We start from the raw sequence: 21345 nt of genomic DNA, 5'->3' as shown, positions 1-21345 counted from the left end.
ATCCCTGGATTCCGACCGCAGCGGAGGGGGCGCTCGCGCCGCCTCCGCGAGAGAGCGCTGCCGAACGGGCGAATCGCGTGCCAGCGATTCGTCCTAGCCGTTCGCGCGACGCTCTGCGGATCGCGACCATCCCTGGATGACGACCGCGGCGGAGGGAGCGCTCGCGCTCCCTCCACCAGACGGCACCCTCATCTCCTCGGAGCTGCGGCTGCGCCGCTCAGCGCTGCCGGAGCTCCTCGGCGACGAGGAAGGCGAGCTCCAGCGACTGCATGTGGTTGAGGCGGGGGTCGCAGACCGACTCGTAGCGGGTGGCGAGGTCGGCCTCGTCGATCTGCTCGGAGCCGCCCAGGCACTCGGTGACGTCGTCGCCGGTGAGCTCGACGTGAATGCCTCCGGGGTGCGTGCCGACGGCGCGGTGCGCCTCGAAGAAGCCCTTGACCTCGTCGACGACGTCGTCGAAGCGACGGGTCTTGTAGCCGGTGGGGGTCGTCAGGCCGTTGCCGTGCATCGGATCGGTGACCCAGAGCGGCAGGGCGTCGCTCCGCTTGACGGCCTCGAGCAGGGGCGGGAGGGCGTCGCGGATCTTCCCCGCGCCCATCCGGGTGATGAAGGTCAGGCGGCCGGGCTCGCGGTTCGGGTCGAGCTTCTCGATGAGCTCGAGCATCGTCTCGGGCGTCGTCGAGGGGCCGAGCTTCACGCCGATCGGGTTGCGGACGCGCGACAGGAAGTCGACGTGCGCGCCGTCGAGGTCGCGGGTGCGCTCGCCGATCCAGATGAAGTGGCTCGAAGTGTTGTACGGCGTGCCGGTGCGCGAGTCGATCCGCGTCATCGGGCGCTCGTAGTCCATCAGCAGACCCTCGTGACCCGTGTAGAACTCGGTGCGCTTCATGCCCTCGAAGTCGGCTCCGCAGGCGACCATGAACTTCACCGCTCGGTCGATCTCGCGCGCGAGCTGCTCGTAGCGCTGGTTCTGCGGGTTCTCGGTGAAGCCCTTGTTCCAGTAGTGCACGAGCCGCAGGTCGGCGAAGCCGCCCTGCGTGAAGGCGCGGATGAGGTTCAGCGTCGAGGCGGCCGTGTGGTACGCCTGCACGATGCGGCGCGGGTCGGCCGCGCGCGACTCCGGAGTGAACTCGTAGCCGTTCACGATGTCGCCGCGGTAGGCGGGCAGCGTCACGTCGCCGCGCGTCTCGAGGTCGCTCGAGCGGGGCTTGGCGAACTGGCCGGCCATCCGCCCCATCTTGATGACGGGCATGCTCGCGCCGTAGGTCAGGACGACCGCCATCTGCAGCACCGTCTTGACGCGGTTGCGGATCTGGTCGGCGGTGGCGCCTGCGAAGGTCTCGGCGCAGTCGCCGCCCTGCAGGAGGAAAGCCTCGCCGCGGGCCGCGTTGCCGAGGCGCTCGCGCAGCTGGTCGACCTCGCCGGCGAAGACCAGCGGAGGCAGGCCGGCGACCTCGGCGGACGCGGCGCTCACCGCGTCGGCGTCGGGCCACTGCGGCTGCTGCTTGATCTCGAGCTCGCGCCAGTAGTCCAGGCCGGCGACCACGGAGGGGGCGGCTTGGACGTACGGTTCGTTCGGATCGATGACCACGAGGGTGTCCTGGTTCTGACGTGCGCGCCGTGCGCGCGAGCGGGCCACCGTCCGGACGGACGGCAGCGGTTGACGAGCCTATCGCCTCGGGAGGCCCTCCCCCGGGCCGGGGGCGGAGCGCTCGGCGCGCACTCAGCGGGTGAGCGCCGCGCGCTTCTCCTTGACCGAGGTGGCGTAGACGTCGAGGTACTCCTGGCCGCTCAGGGCCAGCAGCTCGTACATGATCTCGTCGGTGATCGAGCGGAGGATGAACCGGTCGCCCTCCATGCCCTCGAAGCGGCTGAAGTCGAGCGGCTCGCCGAAGACGATGCCGATGCGACCGAGCCTGGGGAGGCGGCTGCCGATGGGCATGATCCGCGCGGTGTCGATCATCGCGACGGGGATGACGGGCACGCGCGCCTCGAGGACCATGCGCGCCACTCCGGTGCGGCCGCGGTACATGCGCCCGTCGGGGCTGCGGGTGCCCTCGGGATAGATGCCGAGGGCCTCGCCGCTGGCGAGGACCCGCAGGCCGGTGTTGAGCGACGCCTCCGACGCCTTGCCGCCCGACCGGTCGATCGGCAGCATGCCGGTCGCCGTGAAGAACAGCTTGGTCGCCCAGCCCTTCAGACCCTTGCCCGTGAAGTAGTCGCTCTTGGCGAGGAAGACCATGTTCCGCTCGATGACCAGCGGCAGGAAGACGGAGTCGATGAACGAGAGGTGGTTGCTGGCGAGGATCACGCCGCCCGTCGCCGGGACGCGGTCGGCCCCGACCACCCACGGGCGGAAGATCGTCTTGAGCAGCGGACCCGCGACGATGTGCTTCATGAACCAGTAGAACAACGGTCGACTCCTCGGCGAATCAGTGCAGGTCGGTGGATGAGCGTGGCAGCGTCTCGAGCGGCGCTCAGAGGGTGCTGGCGTGCAGGCGGGCCAGGTCGGCCGCCCCCACGACTCCCGCGTCGTTCACCAGCTCCGCGATGCGGAACTCCGGCTCGGGGTGGTACCCCCGGGCCGGCAGGTTGTCGAGATAGGCCTGGCGGATCGGGTCGAGCAGCAGATCCCCGGCCTGGGCGACCCCGCCGCCGATCACGAACATCTGGGGGTCGAGCACGGCGCTCAGGCTGGCCGCGGCCTCGCCGAGCCAGTGGCCGAGCTGGCGCAGGGCCGCAAGGGCACCGAGGTCGCCGCTGGTGATCAGCTCCGAGATGATGCGCCCGTCGAGCGATCCGCCGTTGCGGGCGCGCGCGTCGGCGATGCCCTGGCCGATTCCGCCGGCGTCGGCGAGCTCGTTCGCGAAGCGCTGCAGGGCCCGGCCCGAGCCGTACTGCTCGATGCAGCCCCTGGCCCCGCAGCCGCACGGGAGGCCGCCCGGCACGACGCGCATGTGGCCGATCTCGGCGGCGGCTCCGAAGCCCCCGCGAAGGAGCCGGTCGTTGATCACGATGGCGCCGCCCACTCCGGTGCCGATGGTCAGCATCAGCATGTCGCTGACGAGACGACCGGAGCCGTAGCGGAACTCGGCCCAGCCCGCGGCGTTCGCGTCGTTCTCGATGATGATGGGCAGGTCGATCCGGGCCGAGAGCTTCTCGCGGAACGGCTCGTTGCGCCAGTTGATGTTGGGGGCGTAGTAGACGATCGACTGCGACGCGTCGATGAACCCTGCTGCGGCGACTCCGACCGCGGCGACGTCTCCCGCGGGCAGACCCTCGCGGAGGCGGGCGACCATCTCGACGACCACGTCGACGATGAGCTCGGGGTGACCGGCGGGAGTCGGCTGACGGTCCTCGCGGAGGATCCCGCCGAACTCGTCGACGAGCGCTCCCGCGATCTTCGTGCCGCCGATGTCGATACCGATCGCGTGCACGCGAACCGCCCTTCCCTCGCCGTCGGCGCCGGAGCGCCGTCGATCCGCCCTGTTCGGCGGCCACAACGAGTGTAGTGACCGGGTGGGCCTGCGAAGGGGTCGGGCGTCCGTGTCGGAGGAGCCTCCACGTCGGTCGCCGACCCGAGCGGACGGACCTTCCGAGTGGATCTACAGTCTGAGTGGATCTACAGCTTCGGCTCCTTCGGTAGGCTGGAGCCGACGTTCGTTCAGGTTACGAAGGAGTTGCCGTGGAACAGTTCGATTCGCCCCTCGTGGTGGCCGCAGACCCGCAAGCGAACACGACGGCACTGCTGCTCGACCGCGTGCGCGAGACTCCCGACCGCCCCCTCTTCGCCCTGCCGGACGGCGACGGCTGGCGCGACGTCACGGCGAAGGAGTTCCTCGACCAGGTGGTCGCGCTCGCCAAGGGACTGGTCGCCTCGGGCATCGAGCCCGGCGAGAAGGTCGGCCTGATCTGCAAGACGCGCTACGAGTGGACGCTGATCGACTTCGCCGTCTGGTTCGCGGGCGGCGTCCTCGTGCCGGTGTACGAGACCTCCTCCCCCGCCCAGGTGCAGTGGAACCTCGCCGACTCCGGTGCGCACGCGGTCATCGTCGAGACGGCGGACCATTTCGCCCGCTTCGACGAGATCCGCGCCGATCTGCCCGACGTGCGCTCGGCCTGGCAGATCGGGCTCGGCGACCTCGAGAAGCTCGCCGCGCGAGGCGTCGACGTGCCGGACAGCGAGATCGAGCGCCGCCGCTCGCTCGCGACCGGCGCCGACATCGCGACGATCATCTACACGTCCGGATCGACCGGCCGCCCCAAGGGCTGCATCATCCGCCACTCGAACTTCGTCGAGCTGAGCCGCAACTCGGCCGTCGCGCTGACCGAGCTGATCCACCAGCCCGGCGCCTCGACGCTCCTCTTCATCACGACCGCCCACGTCTTCGCCCGCTTCATCGCGATCCTCTGCGTGCACGGCGGAGTGAAGGTCGGGCACCAGGCCGACACGAAGCAGCTGCTCCCCTCGCTCGGATCCTTCAAGCCGACGTTCCTCCTCGCGGTCCCCCGGGTCTTCGAGAAGGTCTACAACTCGGCCGAGCAGAAGGCCGAGGCCGGCGGCAAGGGCAAGATCTTCCGCAGGGCGGCCGACGTCGCCGTCGCCCACTCGATCGCCGTGGAGGCGGGATCGGTCCCGCTCGCGCTCAAGCTGCAGTTCCTGCTCTTCGACCGCCTCGTCTACTCGAAGCTGCGCACCGCCATGGGCGGCAACGTGCGCTTCGCGGTGTCCGGATCAGCTCCGCTGGGCGACAGGCTGGGGCACTTCTTCCACAGCCTCGGCATCAAGATCCTCGAGGGCTACGGGCTGACCGAGACCACCGCACCCGCGACCGTCAACCGCACCGAGCGCTTCAAGATCGGCACCGTCGGCCCTGCGATGCCCGGAGTCTCGGTCCGGATCGCGGACGACGGCGAGATCCAGGTGCGCGGGATCGACGTGTTCGGCGGCTACTGGAACAACGAGACGGCGACCGCCGAGGCGTTCGACGGCGAGTGGTTCCGCACCGGCGACCTGGGCACGCTGGACGAGGAGGGCTACCTGCGCGTCACCGGCCGCAAGAAGGAGATCATCGTCACCGCGGGCGGCAAGAACGTCGCCCCGGCCGCGCTCGAGGACCCGATCCGTGCGAACCCGCTCGTCGGCCAGGTCGTGGTCGTCGGCGACCAGCGTCCGTTCATCGCCGCACTCGTCACGCTCGACCCCGAGATGCTGCCGACCTGGCTGAAGAACAACGGCCAGAGCGCGAGCCTCTCGCTCGAGGACGCGGCGGTGAATCCGGCGGTCCTCGCCGAGGTGCAGCGAGCCGTCGACGCCGCCAATGCCACCGTGTCCCGCGCGGAGTCGATCCGCAAGTTCGTGATCCTGCCCACCGAGTTCACCGAGGCCAGCGGCCACCTCACCCCCAAGATGAGCATCAAGCGCAACGTGATCCTGGCGGACTACGCGGACACCATCGGGGCTGTGTATACAGCGGCGCCGGCTACTGAGGGCATCAGCCTGAGGTGAGCTGCGTGTCCGGCTGCTTCTGTCCGGGGTCAGCGCCGCTCTGAGCCGGTCCCTGCCCGGCTCAGCGCAGTCGGCTGCCGCGGGTGGGTGGGTGGGTGGGGAGGAGCGTCGAGCGTTCGCCGACGGGAAAGCGCTCGACGCGCTTTCCCGGATACGGCTCGAAGGGGTCGGCCGATCTGCAGGTGCAGGTGCGTAAGGAGTGAGAGGGCACTGCCGTCCGGAGGTGGTGGATCTCGATACGCCCGCTGCGCGGGCTACTCGATCGGCGAGGCCGGCCTCAGCACCAGCACGAGGAGGCGACTCTCCCCCGCCTGCTGGTCGAGTAGCCCCGCAGGGGCGTATCGAGACCCACCACCGTCAACAGATGGCGCCATCGATCCCGCCTTTTGAAGCTGGTGGATCTCGATACGCCCGCTCCGCGGGCTACTCGATCAGCGAGGCCGGCCTCAGCACCAGCACGAGGAGGCGACTCTCCCCCGCCTGCTGGTCGAGTAGCCCCGCAGGGGCGTATCGAGACCCACCACCGTCAACAGATGGCGCCATCGATCCCGCCTTCTGGAGCTGGTGGATCTCGATACGCCCGCTCCGCGGGCTACTCGATCAGCAGGCTGCGAACCCCGCTCCTGCGACGGTCAGCCTGCAGATTCCCGGCGTCCTCGAGCCGTAGCCGGGAAAGCGCGTGTCAGCGCTTTCCCGTCGGCGAACGCCGGACGCTTTCTGGGACGCAACCATCCTCGGAAGCCGACTGCGCTGAGCCGGCCTCCGGCTCAGAAGGAGGAACCGCGTAGCCGGGAAAGCGCGTGTCAGCGCTTTCCCGTCGGCGAACGCCGGACGCTCTCTGGGACGCAACCATCCTCGGAAGCCGACTGCGCTGAGCCGCGCGGGGAGCGGCTCAGAGGTGGTTCAGAACCACGGTTGCTCTCGTACGGACTTCATCGCGCTCCGGCGGTCGTCCTTCGAGAGGCGGTCGAGGTAGAGGCGGCCGTCGAGGTGGTCGCACTCGTGCTGGAGGGCCTGGGCCATCAGCCCGTCGCCCTCGAGGACGACCTCGTTGCCGTCGAGGTCGGTGCCGCGCACCTTCGCGTGGGGGTAGCGGACCGCGGGGTACCAGAGGTTGGGGACCGAGAGGCAGCCCTCGTCGACGGGCTGGGGCTCGCCGCTGAGCTCGACGATCTCGGGGTTGAGGATGTAGCCGATGACGCCGTCCACGTTGTAGCTGAACGCACGGAGGTTCACGCCGATCTGGGGAGCTGCGACGCCGGCGCGGCCGTCGGGCCGGACGCTGTCGACGAGGTCCTCGACGAGACCGCGGATGCCGTCGTCGATCTCGCCGATCGGGTCGGACACGGTCTTCAGCACCGGGTCCCCGAAGAGTCGGATCTGGCGTTCGGTCATGTGGTGCGCTCCCTCAGGGCCTCCTCCGCCGACAGGAGGGCGTTCTCGATGACTTCGCTCGCCGCGGGGTGCGGCCAGTACTGGCTGCGGGCGAGTCCGCGGATGCCGGCTCCGGCGCTGGCGGCCTGGACGAGCGGCTGAATGAGGATACTCGCCTGCGGACCCATCAGGTGGGCGCCGAGCAGCTCGCCGTCGAGTCCGACGACCAGGGTGCACACGCTCGAGTCGTCCTCGAGAGCCCAGCCGTACGCGGTCGAGCCGTACTCCTGCGTGACCGTCACGAACTCGACGCCCGTGTCCGACGCCTCCGCCGCCGTCATGCCGAAGTAGGCCAGCTGCGGATGCGCGAAGATCGCTGACGGCACCGGCGAGAGCGTGTTCGAAAGCAGCTCGGCCGGGTGCAGCAGGTTGTGCGCGACGATCCGCGCCTCGTGGTTCGCGACGTGCTTCAACTGCCATTCGGACGAGATGTCGCCGAGCGCGAAGAGACCGGGCACCGGGCGACCGCCCGAGAGGACCCTCTGCTCGGTGTCGACCGCGACGCGGCCGTCGTCGTGCAGGTCGATCCCGACGGAGGCGGCCGCGATGGTGTCGCTGTTGGGCTCGCGCCCGAGGGCGACCAGCACGACGTCGGTCTCGACCTTCGAGTCGTCGTCGAAGGTCACGGTGAGGGAGTCGCCGGTCGCGTCGATGCCAGAGGTCGAGACCCCGGTCCGGACGTCCCAGCGCTCGCGCGCGAGGTCGGTGAAGCGCTGCGAGATCCCCTCGTCGAGTGCGCGGAGGAGGCGGTCGCTCCGAACGGCGACGGTCACCGCGGTGCCGAACGCCGAGAAGACGTGGGCGAACTCGACGGCGACGGCGCCGCCTCCGAGGATCACCATGCGCCGGGGCAGCTCGTCGATGCGCATGATCGACGACGAGTCGTGGATCCGCGGGTCGGGCTCGTACGCGGCCAGCAGCGGCCGCGGCCGGGACCCCGCGGCGATGACGACGGTCGGCGCGCTGATGCGCGTGCCGCTCGCGCTCGCCAGGACGTGGGGGCGGTCGCCGTCGCCGAGGGACTCGAAGCCGAAGCTCTCGCGGAAAAGGGTGACGTTCTCGGAGCGGTGCGCCCGGTAGTCGAGGCCGCCCTCGCTGATCGCGTCGGTCCGCCCGAAGACGCGGTCGCGCACCTCTGGCCAGCTCGGGCGAGCGACGGAGGAGTGCAGTCCGATCGGCGCGGCCTGGTCGACGTCGGTGACCACGTCGGCGACGTGCACGAACATCTTCGTCGGGATGCAGCCCGCGTTGAGGCACGTCCCGCCGAACCACTCGCCGTCGTCGAGCAGGGCGACGCGGGATCCGGCGAACTCGGGCCCGACGATGGAGTTGCCCGAACCTGCGCCGATGACGATCAGGTCGAACGCCTCAGGAGCGTCGATCACCTCGGCGTCGATCGGCTCTGCGACGACGGCCTCAGGCACGTCGAACCGGCATGCCCTCGACGACCAGCGCGGCGAGCCGGCGAGCGGCCTCCTTCGTCGCGGGGCGCAGCTGCTGCCACTTCACCACGGAACCTGCGGCGAGCACCGGGTCGTAGGGGATGCGGACGATGTCGCGCACCCGCGACCGGAAGTGCGACTCGATCTCCTCGAGCTTCACCAGGCTGGCGCTGTCGGTCGCCGTGTTGAGCGCGACGACCGCGTTCTTGACCAGGTCGCCGTGGCCGTTGGCGTCGAGCCAGGTCAGCGTCTCGGAGGCGAGACGGGCCTCGTCGATGCTGCCGCCGGAGACGATCACGACGGTGTCGGCGCGCTGCAGGGTGGGGCGCATGACCGAGTGCACGATGCCCGTGCCGCAGTCGGTGAGCATGATCGAGTAGAAGCGCTCGACGAGATCGGCGACGATGTTGTAGTCGTCCTCGTCGAAGGCCTCGGACAGCTGCGGGTCGGTGTCGGAGGCGAGCACGTCGAGACGCGTCTCGTCACGCGACACCATCGTCGAGAAGTCGGTGAACCCGGTGACTCCGGAGGCGCGGTTGACGACGTCGCGGACGGTGGAGCGCGTCTGCTTCGGGACGCGCTCGGCGAGCGTGCCGCGGTCGGGGTTGGCGTCGACCGCGATGATGCGGTCCTCCCGCGCGTCGGCGAGGGCCATGCCGAGGAGGGTCGTCACGGTGGTCTTGCCGACGCCGCCCTTGCGGGTCATCACAGGGACGAAGCGCGTGCCGCCCTCGAACTGGCGGCCGATCCGCTCGTCCATCGCCTTCCAGGCCTGCACCTTGGCGGAGTCGCCGAGGTTGACCGCGTGGAACGTGAGCCCGTAGACGAAGCGGTTCCAGCCCCCGGTCGGTGCGGGGCGCGTCTTGCGGTTGACCTCGAGCAGGCGGTCGGGGGTGAGCATCGACGATGACTCGGGAGCGCCTGTCCCCGGGCCGCCGTGCTCGGCGCGGAGGCGGTCGCGGCGGGTCTCGCCCCGGGCTGTCTCCGCCTCGGAGGGCTCGGGCTCGCGACTCTCGCCGCGGCCGCGCGGACGCTCGCCCGTGTCCTCGGGGAGGACCGAGACGTCGTCGCGCGACGGGTACCCGGCCGAGACGGGCCGGATCGCTCCCGGCACGTCCGCCGGAGCCGGCGCATCGACCGGAGCCGGGACGACGTCGACCGAGCGAGTCGTCGGGATGCCCAGCGTGCCGACGTCGATCGACTCGTCCTCGACGGGCGGGGGCGCACTCGAGCGGCGCATCGGCGGCGGATCGAGGCGGATACCGTCCGGGATGCGCGTCGGAGCCGTGTCGCTCGCCCGCGGCACGTACTGCGCCGACTCCCGAGCCGCGTCGAGCGCGGTGCGGGGCGTGGGGCCGGTGTCGGGCTGTTCGTCGTTGCGCTCATCCATGCGAACGAGCCTCCTTCCGCTTGCGGTCAGTCTACCGAGGGCCTCGTGGCGGCCCCCTGGGCTGGAGCCCGGTCGAGAAGTCCTGCTAGGACGGGTCCACGACGACGAGCAGGTCGCCCGCGTCGACCTGCTGCGTGGCGGGGACGGCCAGGCGCCGCACGACTCCGCCGACGGAGGAGGTGATCGCCGCCTCCATCTTCATCGCCTCGATCGTGGCGACCGCCGAGCCCGCCTCGATCCGGTCGCCCACCGCGACCTTGAGGGTCACGACTCCGGCGAACGGCGCCGCGACCTGCCCCGGATCGGAGCGGTCGGCCCGCTCGGCGCTGACGGTGTCGACGGTGATCGTCGCGTCCCGCACGAAGACGGGGCGGAGCTGACCGTTCAGCGTGGTCATCACGGTCCGCATGCCCCGGTCGTCGGCATCGCCGATCGCCTCCAGGCCCACGAACAGCCGCACGCCCCTGGCGATCTCGACGACGTGCTCCTCGCCCTGGCGGAGCCCGTAGAGGTAGTCGGCGGTGTCGAGCGCCGACACGTCGCCGTAGGTCTCGCGCACCTGCTCGAACTGCTTCGCCGGGCCGGGGAAGAGCAGCCGGTTGAGCGTCGCGCGACGGGCGGCGGAGTCGTCTCCGGCGAGCACGGCGGCGTCCTCGGCCGACACCTCTGTCACGCCGATCCGGATGTCGCGACCCTCGAGCACGCGCGAGCGGAACGGCTCGGGCCAGCCGCCGGGCAGCTCGCCCAGCTCGCCCGCCATGAAGCCGACGACGGAGTCGGGGATGTCGTAGTTCTGCGGGTTCTCGGCGAAGTCGGCCGGGTCGGCGTCGACCGCCGCGAGGTGCAGCGCCAGGTCGCCGACGACCTTCGACGACGGAGTGACCTTCGGCACACGACCCAGGATGCGGTCGGCCGCCGCGTAGAGGTCCTCGACGACCTCGAAGCGGTCGGCGAGCCCCAGCGCGATGGCCTGCTGGCGCAGGTTCGAGAGCTGGCCGCCGGGGATCTCGTGCCGGTACACGCGGCCGGTCGGCCCGGGCAGCCCGGACTCGAACGGCCGGTACAGCGCCCGGACGGCCTCCCAGTAGGGCTCGAGGTCGGAGACGGCGGCGAGGCTCAGCCCGGTGTCGCGCGGGGTGTGCGCGAGGGCGGCGACGAGGGCCGACAGCGACGGCTGGCTGGTGGTGCCCGCCATCGGAGCGGAGGCGGCGTCGACCGCGTCGGCGCCGGCCTCGGCCGCGGCGAGGAGCGTCGCCAGCTGACCGCCGGGGGTGTCGTGCGTGTGCACGTGCACCGGGAGGTCGAAGCGCTCGCGCAGCGCCGAGACCAGCCTCGACGCGGCGTACGGCCGCAGCAGCCCCGCCATGTCCTTGACGGCGAGGACGTGCGCTCCCGCCTCGACGATCTGCTCGGCGAGCCGCAGGTAGTAGTCGAGGGTGTACAGGTCCTCGGCGGGATCGAGAAGGTCGCCCGTGTAGCAGACGGCGACCTCGGCGACGGTGCTGCCGGTCGCCAGGACGGCGTCGATGGCCGGCCGCATCTGCGACACGTCGTTGAGCGCGTCGAAGATCCGGAAGACGTCGACACCGGTCGCGTCGGCCTCGCGGACGAAGGCGTCGGTCACCTCCGTCGGGTACGGCGTGTACCCGACCGTGTTGCGGCCGCGCAGCAGCATCTGGATCGCGACGTTCGGCAGCGCCTCGCGCAGGGAGGCCAGCCGCGCCCACGGGTCCTCGCCGAGGAAGCGCAGGGCGACGTCGTAGGTCGCGCCGCCCCAGGCTTCGACCGAGAGCAGCTCCGGAGTCAGGCGCGCGACCGCGGGCGCCACGGCGAGCAGGTCGCGCGAGCGCACCCGCGTCGCGAGCAGCGACTGGTGCGCGTCGCGGAACGTGGTGTCGGTCACCGCCAGAGCGGTCTGGGCGCGCAGCGCCGCGGCGAACCCGACCGGGCCGAGCTCGAGGAGGCGCTGGCGCGACCCCTCCGGAGCCGGCGCCGCCGTGTCGACGCGCGGCAGCTTCTCGACCGGCGGGAGACCGTCTGGCCTCGGGCCGTTCGGCTGGTTGACCGTCACCTCGGCGAGCCAGGTGAGCAGCTTCGTCCCGCGGTCGCGCGACTCCCTGCCCGCGAGGAGCTGGGGGCGCTCGTCGATGAACGAGGTGCTCAGGTCGCCGACGGCGAACGCGGGATCATCGAGCACGGCCTGCAGGAACGGGATGTTGGTCGAGACGCCGCGGATCCGGAACTCGGCCAGTGCGCGCTTGGCACGGCCGACGGCGGCCGGGAAGTCGCGTCCGCGGCAGGTCAGCTTGGCCAGCATCGAGTCGAAGTGCGGGCTGATCTGCGCGCCCGGATTGATCGTGCCGCCGTCGAGGCGGATGCCGCCGCCGCCGGGCGAGCGGTAGGTGGTGATCTTGCCGGTGTCGGGCCGGAAGCCCGCCGACGGGTCCTCGGTGGTGATGCGGCACTGCAGCGCCGCCCCGTGCAGACGCAGCTCGCCCTGCGTCAGCCCGAGCTCGACGAGGGTCTGACCCGAGGCGATGCGCATCTGGCTCGCGACGAGATCGACGTCGGTGACCTCCTCCGTCACGGTGTGCTCGACCTGGATGCGCGGGTTCATCTCGATGAAGACGTGCTCGCCCGCCCGCTCCCCCGCGGTGTCCAGGAGGAACTCCACCGTCCCCGCGTTCTCGTAGCCGATCGAGCGGGCGAAGGCGATGGCGTCGCGGTGCATCGCCTGGCGCGTGGCCTCGTCGAGGTTCGGCGCCGGAGCGATCTCGACCACCTTCTGGTGCCGCCGCTGCACCGAGCAGTCGCGCTCGAAGAGGTGCACGGTCTCGCCGGTCGCATCGGCGAGGATCTGCACCTCGATGTGGCGGGGCCGGACCACGGCCTGCTCGAGGAACATCGTCGGGTCGCCGAAGGCGCTGTCGGCCTCGCGCATGGCCGCCTCGAGCGCGGGACGCAGCTCCTCGGCCGTCGCGACCCTCCGCATGCCGCGACCGCCGCCGCCCGCGACCGCCTTGGCGAAGATCGGGAAGCCGATCGCCTCGGCGCCGGCGATCAGCTCGTCGACGTCGCGCGAGGCGGGGGTGGAGCGGAGGACGGGGACGCCGGCCGCGGTCGCATGCTCCTTCGCGGTGACCTTGTTGCCCGCCATCTCGAGCACCCGAGCGGGCGGACCGATGAAGGCGATGCCGGCCTCGGCGGCGGCGCGCGCGAGCTCGGGGTTCTCGGAGAGGAAGCCGTAGCCCGGGTAGATCGCGTCGGCGCCGCTCTCGCGGGCGACCCGGACGATCTCGGCCACATCGAGGTAGGCGCGCACCGGGTGGCCCCGCTCGCCGATCTGGTACGCCTCGTCGGCCTTCAGCCGGTGCATCGAGTTGCGGTCCTCGTAGGGGTACACCGCCACCGTGCGGGCGCCGAGCTCGTACGCCGCGCGGAACGCCCGGATCGCGATCTCGCCGCGGTTGGCCACAAGGATCTTCGAGAACATGGCAGTCCTTCGGGTGGGTCCTCCGCGAGCGACGAGGGAGCCGGAGTCGCGACCGTGCGATTCCCGCCTCCGCATCCCGGGCCGGGCAGGCGCGCAGGGAACGGTTAGGTTCTCCACCCTAGTGAACGTAAAGTAGTCAGCCATGCATGTACTCAGCGTGAGCTCCCTCAAGGGCGGCGTCGGCAAGACGACGGTGACCCTCGGCCTCGCCTCCGCGGCGTTCTCGAAGGGTCTGCGAACGCTGGTCGTCGACCTCGATCCGCAGTCCGACGTCTCGACCGGCATGGACATCAACGTCGCCGGTCATCTGAACATCGCGGACGTCCTGACGTCGCCCAAGGAGAAGATCGTCCGCTCGGCGATCGCCCCCTCCGGCTGGACGAAGGAGCACCACGGCACGATCGACGTCCTGATCGGCAGCCCCTCGGCGATCAACTTCGACGGCCCGCACCCCAGCATCCGCGACATCTGGAAGCTCGAGGAGGCGCTGGCGAGCGTCGAGGCCGACTACGACCTGGTGCTCATCGACTGCGCCCCGTCGCTCAACGCGCTCACCCGCACGGCCTGGGCCGCCAGCGACCGCGTCGCCGTCGTCACCGAGCCGGGACTCTTCTCGGTCGCCGCCGCCGACCGCGCGCTCCGCGCGATCGAGGAGATCCGCCGCGGACTCAGCCCGCGCCTCCAGCCGCTCGGCATCATCGTCAACCGCGCTCGCGTGCAGTCGCTCGAGCACCAGTTCCGGATCAAGGAGCTGCGCGACATGTTCGGGCCGCTCGTGCTGAGCCCGCAGCTGCCGGAGCGCACCTCGCTGCAGCAGGCGCAGGGCGCTGCGAAGCCGGTGCACGTGTGGCCGGGTGAGAGCGCGCAGGAGATGGCGCACAACTTCGACCTCCTGCTCGACCGCGTCATCCGCACCGGCCGCATCGGCGAGCAGGTCCCGGCGGCGAAGTAGCCGCGGGACGGACCGAGGGAACCGCGGACCGTCGAGGCCGCCCGCAAGGGCTGGATCCCTCGACGGGCCGGGGTTCCCTCGTTGCCCATGAGGGGCTTGTGGGTGCCCGGAGTTCGTAGGGAGACGGGTCTCGATACGCCGCCTGCGGCGGCTACTCGACCAGCATGCTCGGCACGCTCGGGCCCCGCTGCAGAGGGGCTGGAGCATGCTCGGCATGCTCGAGTCCGCTGCAGAGGGGCAGGAGCATGCTCGGGCGCCGCTGCAGAGGGGCGGACGGTGCAGGCCGGACGGGCGGGTCAGCCGACCTTGCGGGAGGCGCGGCGCTGGGCCAGCTCGTCCAGGGGGTCGAGGGTCTGGGGGTCGAGGTCGACGAGGCTGGACTCGACCTCGCGGAGGACCTTGCCGACGGCGATGCCGAAGACGCCCTGGCCGCGGCTGAGGAGGTCGATGACCTCGTCGTTGGAGGTGCAGAGGTAGACGCTCGCTCCGTCGCTCATCAGCGTGGTCTGGGCGAGATCGTCGACGCCGGACTCGCGGAGCTGGTTGACCGCCGTGCGGATCTGCTGGAGCGAGATGCCGGTGTCGAGCAGGCGCTTGACCAGCTTGAGCACGAGGATGTCGCGGAAGCCGTAGAGGCGCTGCGTCCCCGAGCCCGAGGCACCGCGCACGGTCGGAGCGACGAGCTCGGTGCGGGCCCAGTAGTCGAGCTGGCGGTAGGTGATCCCGGCGGCCCGGGCGGCGACGGCGCCGCGGTAGCCGGCGTGCGCATCGAGATCGGGCAGCCCGTCGGTGAACAGGACGAGGTCGCGCTGGCCGCGTGAGTCGCGGCTGACTTCTCTCATTCTGTCGCCTCTCGGTTCCGATCGCCGGATCCTCCGAACGCGCTCCCTACGGTACCGACCGGGGGCTGCCGAGTAAACGACATCCGGCCGAGGGCGCAGGCGTGTCGCGTCCTTCGCGCGCATTCGCCGCTGGGCGACGGCCCGGCGCACGTCACGAGCGCGAGAGTCGACCGAGGGCGCTGCGCACCATGGCGCCGCGGATCGTGCCGAGCTGCGAGGCGAGCGCCATCGCGTTCTCGGCGGCACCGACCGCTCCCGACGCGTCCTGGCGTCGAGCGCTCGAGGCCACGACGCTCTCGATGAGGGACATCTCGCGCTCCACCGCGACACGCAGGGGTCGGAGGTGCCGCGGCTCGATCCCCGAGCGGCCGAGCTCGACGAGCGCCTTGAGCGTCGTCACCGCCTCGTCGCCGAAGAACTCGCCGCCGCGCACGAGACCGACCGCGATCGCCTCCTGCACGAGGGCGCCGCTCGCACCCGACTCGGCCGCCAGCCGGTCGCGGGTGAGACGGGTGGCAGGGGCGAGCAGCGACGCGGGACCACCGCCGACACCGGCGGGCAGAGACGGCTCGCGACCGGCGTCGACGTCGTCGAGATAGCCGCGGATCACCTTGAGCGGCAGGTAGTGGTCGCGCTGCAGCGCGAGGATCATCCGCAGACGCTCGACGTCGGCCGAGGAGAACTTGCGGTAGCCGGAGTCGGTGCGCGCCGGGGAGACGAGGCCCTGCTCCTCGAGGAAGCGGAGCTTGGACGGCGTGACGTCGGGGAACTCGGACGTCAGCCGGGCCAGGACCTGACCGATGCCCAGCAGGGCGGTCGAGCCCGGCGGGACGGCCCGCGCGGTGGAACGACCCACGGTCTACGCGTCCGGAGCGGCGACGAGGTCGGCGCGGGACGCGTAGAAGGTGAGGCGGAACTTGCCGACCTGGACCTCGGAGCCGTCGGTGAGGAGTGCGGACTCGATCCGCACTCCGTCGAAGTAGGTCCCGTTGAGCGAGCCGAGATCGCGGACCTCGAAGGACGTGCCGCGGCGGACGAACTCCGCGTGGCGGCGGGAGACGGTGACGTCGTCGAGGAAGATGCCCGCATCGGGGTGGCGGCCGACGGTCGTGGAGTCGGTGTCGAGAAGGAACCGCGCACCCGTGTTGGGACCGCGGCGGACGACCAGGAGCGCCGATCCCGAGGGCAGGGCGCCCACCGCCTCGGCCTCCTCGCGGGACGCGCGGTTGTCGAGCGCAGCGAGCTGCGCGCCGATGTCGTCGGTGAACGTGAGCGTCGTGTCGGTCGAGAGCTCGACGGACTCGGACTTCAGCGGTTCTGCGGATGACTCTCCGCGCACGGGCTCGACCAAGACGTACCTCCTACCTGTCCAGCGTATCCGAATCGGAGGGGGCGCCGGACGCCGGAATCGCTCGTCCCGCGCCGCGGACCAGATCCCGCGTCTGCACCGCGTAGACGATTCCCGCCCACCAGTAGAGGAACGCTCCCCACAGCGCGAACGCCCAGGCGATCGGCGCCGACGCGGACGCGATGGCGGGGAACGCCTGGCCGAGCATGATCAGCGGGAGGGCGTAGAAGAGGCAGAAGGTCGCGAACTTGCCCAGGTGGTGCACCGGCAGCGGTCCGTAGCCGTGGTTCGCGAGGATCACGGCGAGCACGACGAGCAGGAGGTCGCGCGCCACGAGGACCGCGACGAGCCACCAGGGCACGAGCTCGCGGAACGCCAGGCCGATGACGGTGGCGAAGATGTAGAGCCGATCGGCGGCGGGGTCGAGGATGCGGCCGAGGCGCGTCATCTGGTCGAAGCGGCGCGCGATCCAGCCGTCGAGGTAGTCGGTGAGGCTCGAGACGACGAGCGTCACCAGCGCCAGGGCGTCCTCGCCCTGCACGACGAGCACGAGGAACACCGGCACCAGTGCGAGACGCACCATGCTGAGGATGTTCGGGACCGTCCAGATGCGGTCCTCGCCCGTGCGCACCACGCCGCCTGCCCCGATCAGCGCTTGTCGCGCCAGACTCGCTCGAACGGGAGTCGCCAGGCGTGCGGGGCGATCAGCTGGTGGATGGCGTTCGGGCCCCAGGATCCGGGGGCGTAGAGGCGGACGGGCGGCGGATCCTGCAGCAGCGGCGCCGACACCTCCCAGAGGCGCTCGATGCCCTCGGCGGTGGTGAACAGCGTGTGGTCGCCGCGCATCGCATCGAGGATGAGACGCTCGTACGCCTCGAGCGCGTCGCCGGCCCGATCCGTCTCCTGCAGCGCGAACTGCATGCTCAGCTTGTCGAGGCGCATACCCGGGCCCGGGCGCTTGCCGTAGAACGAGAGCGAGACCTTCGAGGCGTCGGCCAGGTCGAACGTGAGATGGTCGGGGCCGTGGGCGCCGACTCCGGAGCCCTGCGGGAACATGCTCTTCGGCGGCTCGCGGAACGCGATCGAGATGATGCGCTGCCCCTCCGCCATGCGCTTGCCCGTGCGGAGGTAGAACGGCACGCCGGCCCAGCGCCAGTTGTCGATCTCGCACTTGAGCGCGACGAAGGTGTCGGTCTCGGAGTCGGGGGCGACCCCCGGCTCCTCGCGGTAGCCGATGTACTGCCCGCGCACCACGTTCTCGGGGTTGAGCAGCCGCATCGAGCGGAAGACCTTGTTCTTCTCCTCGCTGATCGCCTTGGGCTCGAGGGCCGTCGGCGGCTCCATCGCCATGAAGGCGAGCACCTGGAAGAGGTGGGTGACGACCATGTCCTTGTAGGCGCCGGTCGACTCGTAGAACTCGGCACGGCGGTCGAGGGTGAGCTTCTCGGGGATGTCGATCTGCACGTGGTCGATGAAGTTGCGGTTCCAGATCGGCTCGAAGAGGCCGTTGGCGAAGCGGAAGGCGAGGATGTTCTGCGCCGGCTCCTTGCCGAGGAAGTGGTCGATCCGGAAGATCTGCTGCTCGTCGAAGGTCTCGTGCAGCTCGGCGTTGAGGATCACCGCGCTCTCGAGGTCGACGCCGAAGGGCTTCTCCATGATGATCCGAGAGCGCTCGACCAGGCCGGCCTCGGCGAGCATCCGCACCACGGAGAGCGCGGCCTTGGGCGGGACGCTGAGGTAGTGCAGCCGGCTGACGTCCGGGCCGAGCACCTTCTCGGCCTCGGTGACCGCCTCGGCCAGCGCCGCGGGGCCGGCCGACTGGGGCACGTAGCGCAGCTTCGAGGCGAACTCGTCCCACTGGGCCGGGGTCAGCGAGCGGCTGCCGAACTCGTCGTAGGCGAGCTTGGCGAACGCCCGGAACGACTCGTCGTCGTGCTCCTCGAGCGAGGTGCCGACGATCTGGAGGTCGGGCGCCAGGGACGAGAGCGCCAGATGCGCCATCCCCGGGATGAGCTTGCGCCGGGACAGATCGCCGACCGCGCCGAACAGGACGACCACGTGGGGGGCGGCCTGCTCGGTCTGGACGGTGGGTGCGGGAGGTGCAGGAGTCGCGGTCACCCCTCGATCATTCCAGGTCCGGTCTCGCGGGTGGGCGCTTCGCGGGACGGGGCTGATCATGACGCCCCCGTCATCCGCCCGATACACGGGATCGCTAAAGTCTGTCGGGTGCCTCCGATCTCCGACGCGCCAGACGCGACCGCAGCACCCGCCCCCTCCGCCGACGGAACCGTCGCGCCTGCGATGGACGACCGCATCCGCGGCGACGTCCACCTGCTGGGCGAGCTGCTCGGCCAGGTCCTCCGCGAGTCGGGTGACGCGACGCTCTACGACGACGTCGAGCACCTGCGCGCCCTGACGATCGGCGCGTACGACAGCGCGGCGCCCGAGGACATGGCGACGGCCGAGGAGTTCGTCGCCTCGCTCTCGCTCGAGCGCGCCGAGGAGGTGGCCCGCGCCTTCACCTGCTACTTCCACCTCGTGAACGTGGCCGAGGAGTTCCACCGCGTGCGGGTCCTCCGCCGCCGCGAGGCCGATGCGGGCGCCCAGTCGCCCGAGGACTCGATCACCGCCTCGATGGCGCGGCTCACCGAGGAGCTCGGCGAGGAGGAGGCGTTCGAGCGCCTCTCGCGCCTCGAGTTCCGCCCCGTCCTCACCGCGCACCCCACCGAGGCCCGCCGCCGCGCGGTCGCCTCGACGATCCGGCGCATCAGCGCCCTGCTCGAGCAGCGCGACGACCCGCGGACGGGAGGCGTGGTGCTCGTCGAGAACCGCCGCCGGCTCCTCGCCGAGGTCGACACGCTCTGGCGCACCGCGCCGCTGCGCGAGTCGAAGCCGTCGCCGCTGGACGAGGTGCGCACGGCGATGAGCGTGTTCGACGAGTCGCTCTTCTCGGTGCTGCCGCGGGTCTACCGCCGGCTCGACGACGCCCTGCTGGGCGACGCCTCCGGGACGCGCACGCCGATCGCCCCGGCGTTCGTGCGGCTGGGCACCTGGATCGGCGGCGACCGCGACGGCAACCCCTTCGTGACCGCCGCGACCACGCTCGAGGCCGTCGACATCGCCTCCGAGCACGTGCTGATCGGCCTCGAGCGCGTCGCCCGCCGAGTGGGCCGCGCGCTGACGCTGGACGCCTCGACCACTCCCCCCTCCGCCGACGCCCTGGCGCTGTGGGACGCGTGCACCGCGCTCGACGCCCGGCTCGCCTCCGTCATCGCGGAGCGCTCGCCGAGCGAGACCCACCGGCGCGTGCTGCTCTTCGCCGCCGACCGCCTCGCGGCGACCCGCTCGGGCGGCCCGCTCGCCTACGGATCGGCCGCCGAGCTGCTGGCCGATCTGCGCACGCTGCAGGAGTCGCTGGTCGCGGCGGGCGACGCGCGATCGGCGTTCGGCGATCTGCAGAACTTCATCTGGCAGGTCGAGACCTTCGGCTTCCACCTCGCCGAGATCGAGGTGCGCCAGCACTCGCAGGTGCACCGCGAGACGATCGCGGCCGTGCGAGCCGGGGGCGAGCTCGACGAGCGCAGCATCGAGGTGCTCTCGGTGTACCGCGCGATCGCGACGGTGCAGGAGCGCTTCGGCACGGACGCGGCACGGCGCTACATCGTCTCGTTCACGCAGTCGGCCGACGATCTGCGCACGGTGTTCGAGCTGGCGGAGGCGGCCACGGACGGTCACCCGCCGATCATCGACGCGATCCCGCTCTTCGAGACGTTCGCCGACCTCGACGCCTCGGTCGACATCCTCTCCGAGATGATCCGCCTCCCCCAGGTGCGGGCGCGGCTGGAGGCGACCGGCAACCGCCTCGAGGTGATGCTCGGCTACTCCGACTCGTCGAAGGACGTCGGCCCGGTGTCGGCGACGCTGGCCCTCTACGACGCGCAGGCGCGCATCGCGAAGTGGGCCGATGACGAGGGCATCGTGCTGACGCTCTTCCACGGACGCGGCGGCGCGCTCGGCCGCGGCGGCGGACCGGCGAACCGCGCCGTGCTCGCTCAGCCGCCCGGATCGGTCGACGGCCGCTTCAAGCTCACCGAGCAGGGCGAGGTCATCTTCGCCCGCTACGGCAACCCCGACATCGCGACACGGCACATCGAGCAGGTCGCGGGGGCCACCCTGCTGGCGTCCTCGCCGTCGGTGGGCGAGCGGAACGCCTCGGCCGCCGACCGCTTCAGCGAGGTCGCGGTCACGATGGACCGGGAGTCGCGCCGCCGCTTCTTCGAGCTCGTCAAGGCGCCCGGCTTCGCACCGTGGTTCGCCCGCGTGACGCCGCAGGAGGAGGTGGGCCTGCTCGCGCTGGGCTCCCGTCCCGCCCGCCGCGGCCTCTCGGTCGAGTCGCTCGAGGATCTCCGGGCGATCCCGTGGGTCTTCGCGTGGACGCAGGCCCGGGTCAACCTGACGGGCTGGTTCGGTCTCGGCAGTGCGCTGGACGCCGTCGGCGACCTGGAGGTGCTGCGCGACGCGTACGCCTCGTGGCCGCTGTTCACGACGATGATCGACAACGTCGAGATGTCGCTCGCGAAGACCGACGAGGGCATCGCGCGCCGCTACCTCGCCCTCGACGAGCGTCGCGATCTCGCCGATCTCGTGCTGCAGGAGATGGAGCTCACCCGCCGCTGGGTGCTCTCGATCACCGGCGAGGAGAGCCTGCTGACCGGGCACCGCGTGCTCGGCCGGGCCGTGCGCCTCCGGACTCCGTACGTCAACGCGCTCTCGCTGCTGCAGCTGCGCGCCCTCCGCGCGCTGCGCACCGACCCGGGCGGATCGGGCACCGAGCAGAACCAGCGGCTGCTGCTGCTCGCCGTCAACGGCGTCGCGGCGGGGCTGCAGAACACGGGCTGATCGACGCCCCTCGAACGACGGAACCCCCGGCGGCCA

The 21345-nt window shown here is 71.2% G+C and carries 15 protein-coding genes; 3 read left to right on the top strand and 12 right to left on the bottom strand.

The window, feature by feature from the left end; all coding sequences use genetic code 11:
• Positions 1-217: 217 nt before the first annotated feature.
• The 3 genes from GRS92_RS13290 to GRS92_RS13280 form a co-directional block, all read right to left on the bottom strand.
• The gene (locus tag GRS92_RS13290; protein WP_159857297.1) at positions 218-1546 is read right to left on the bottom strand and encodes a class II 3-deoxy-7-phosphoheptulonate synthase; all 1329 of its coding nucleotides are present in this window, start codon (positions 1544-1546) and stop codon (positions 218-220) included.
• Between the two features lie 177 nt (positions 1547-1723).
• Positions 1724-2413 carry a lysophospholipid acyltransferase family protein gene (locus GRS92_RS13285; RefSeq protein ID WP_159857146.1) on the bottom strand — a complete coding sequence of 230 codons (690 nt, stop codon included), beginning with the start codon at positions 2411-2413 and terminating at the stop codon, positions 1724-1726.
• Between the two features lie 64 nt (positions 2414-2477).
• On the bottom strand, positions 2478-3437 hold the full coding sequence (locus GRS92_RS13280; RefSeq protein WP_159857144.1) for an ROK family glucokinase: 960 nt from the start codon (positions 3435-3437) through the stop codon (positions 2478-2480).
• Between the two features lie 248 nt (positions 3438-3685).
• Between GRS92_RS13280 and GRS92_RS13275 the strand changes: the two genes are divergently transcribed.
• Entirely contained in the window at positions 3686-5509 is a 1824-nt protein-coding gene (locus tag GRS92_RS13275; protein WP_159857135.1) for an AMP-dependent synthetase/ligase, read from the top strand.
• Between the two features lie 903 nt (positions 5510-6412).
• On the opposite strand, the gene def is transcribed toward GRS92_RS13275, so the two are convergent.
• The 4 genes from def to GRS92_RS13255 form a co-directional block, all read right to left on the bottom strand.
• Positions 6413-6904 carry a peptide deformylase gene (gene def / locus GRS92_RS13270; protein WP_159857133.1) on the bottom strand — a complete coding sequence of 164 codons (492 nt, stop codon included), beginning with the start codon at positions 6902-6904 and terminating at the stop codon, positions 6413-6415.
• Positions 6901-8367, bottom strand: a complete 1467-nt coding sequence (locus GRS92_RS13265; protein WP_235022022.1) for a mycothione reductase — start codon at positions 8365-8367, stop codon at positions 6901-6903. Before GRS92_RS13265 ends, def begins: the two co-directional genes overlap by 4 nt.
• Positions 8360-9775 (bottom strand): MinD/ParA family ATP-binding protein, encoded by a 1416-nt coding sequence (locus GRS92_RS13260; protein WP_235022021.1) that lies wholly within the window; start codon positions 9773-9775, stop codon positions 8360-8362. Before GRS92_RS13260 ends, GRS92_RS13265 begins: the two co-directional genes overlap by 8 nt.
• 85 nt (positions 9776-9860) lie before the next feature.
• On the bottom strand, positions 9861-13268 hold the full coding sequence (locus GRS92_RS13255) for a pyruvate carboxylase (protein ID WP_159857131.1): 3408 nt from the start codon (positions 13266-13268) through the stop codon (positions 9861-9863).
• A 142-nt stretch (positions 13269-13410) separates the two neighbouring features.
• On the opposite strand from GRS92_RS13255, the gene GRS92_RS13250 reads away from it, so the two are divergent.
• Positions 13411-14220 carry a ParA family protein gene (locus tag GRS92_RS13250; protein ID WP_097166986.1) on the top strand — a complete coding sequence of 270 codons (810 nt, stop codon included), beginning with the start codon at positions 13411-13413 and terminating at the stop codon, positions 14218-14220.
• A 296-nt stretch (positions 14221-14516) separates the two neighbouring features.
• On the opposite strand, the gene GRS92_RS13245 is transcribed toward GRS92_RS13250, so the two are convergent.
• From GRS92_RS13245 to zwf, 5 genes are all read right to left on the bottom strand, one after another.
• Positions 14517-15062, bottom strand: a complete 546-nt coding sequence (locus GRS92_RS13245) for a MerR family transcriptional regulator (protein WP_159857129.1) — start codon at positions 15060-15062, stop codon at positions 14517-14519.
• 151 nt (positions 15063-15213) lie between these two features.
• Positions 15214-15918 (bottom strand): transcriptional regulator FtsR, encoded by a 705-nt coding sequence (ftsR, locus tag GRS92_RS13240; RefSeq protein WP_159857127.1) that lies wholly within the window; start codon positions 15916-15918, stop codon positions 15214-15216.
• Positions 15919-15921: 3 nt separating this feature from the next.
• The gene (locus GRS92_RS13235; RefSeq protein ID WP_159857291.1) at positions 15922-16401 is read right to left on the bottom strand and encodes an FHA domain-containing protein; all 480 of its coding nucleotides are present in this window, start codon (positions 16399-16401) and stop codon (positions 15922-15924) included.
• A 22-nt stretch (positions 16402-16423) separates the two neighbouring features.
• Positions 16424-17041, bottom strand: a complete 618-nt coding sequence (locus tag GRS92_RS13230; RefSeq protein WP_268817148.1) for a CDP-alcohol phosphatidyltransferase family protein — start codon at positions 17039-17041, stop codon at positions 16424-16426.
• A gap of 17 nt (positions 17042-17058) precedes the next feature.
• Positions 17059-18528: a glucose-6-phosphate dehydrogenase gene (gene zwf / locus GRS92_RS13225; protein WP_235022020.1), complete on the bottom strand. Its 1470-nt coding sequence runs from the start codon at positions 18526-18528 to the stop codon at positions 17059-17061.
• A gap of 183 nt (positions 18529-18711) precedes the next feature.
• Between zwf and GRS92_RS13220 the strand changes: the two genes are divergently transcribed.
• Complete coding sequence (locus tag GRS92_RS13220; protein WP_159857287.1) at positions 18712-21309, top strand: phosphoenolpyruvate carboxylase; 2598 nt, start codon at positions 18712-18714, stop codon at positions 21307-21309.
• The last annotated feature ends 36 nt before the right edge of the window (positions 21310-21345 follow it).

The organism is Rathayibacter sp. VKM Ac-2754 (assembly GCF_009807095.1).
In the GTDB taxonomy this organism is placed as follows: Bacteria; Actinomycetota; Actinomycetes; order Actinomycetales; family Microbacteriaceae; genus Rathayibacter.
This window is presented reverse-complemented; position numbering and strand designations above follow the sequence as displayed.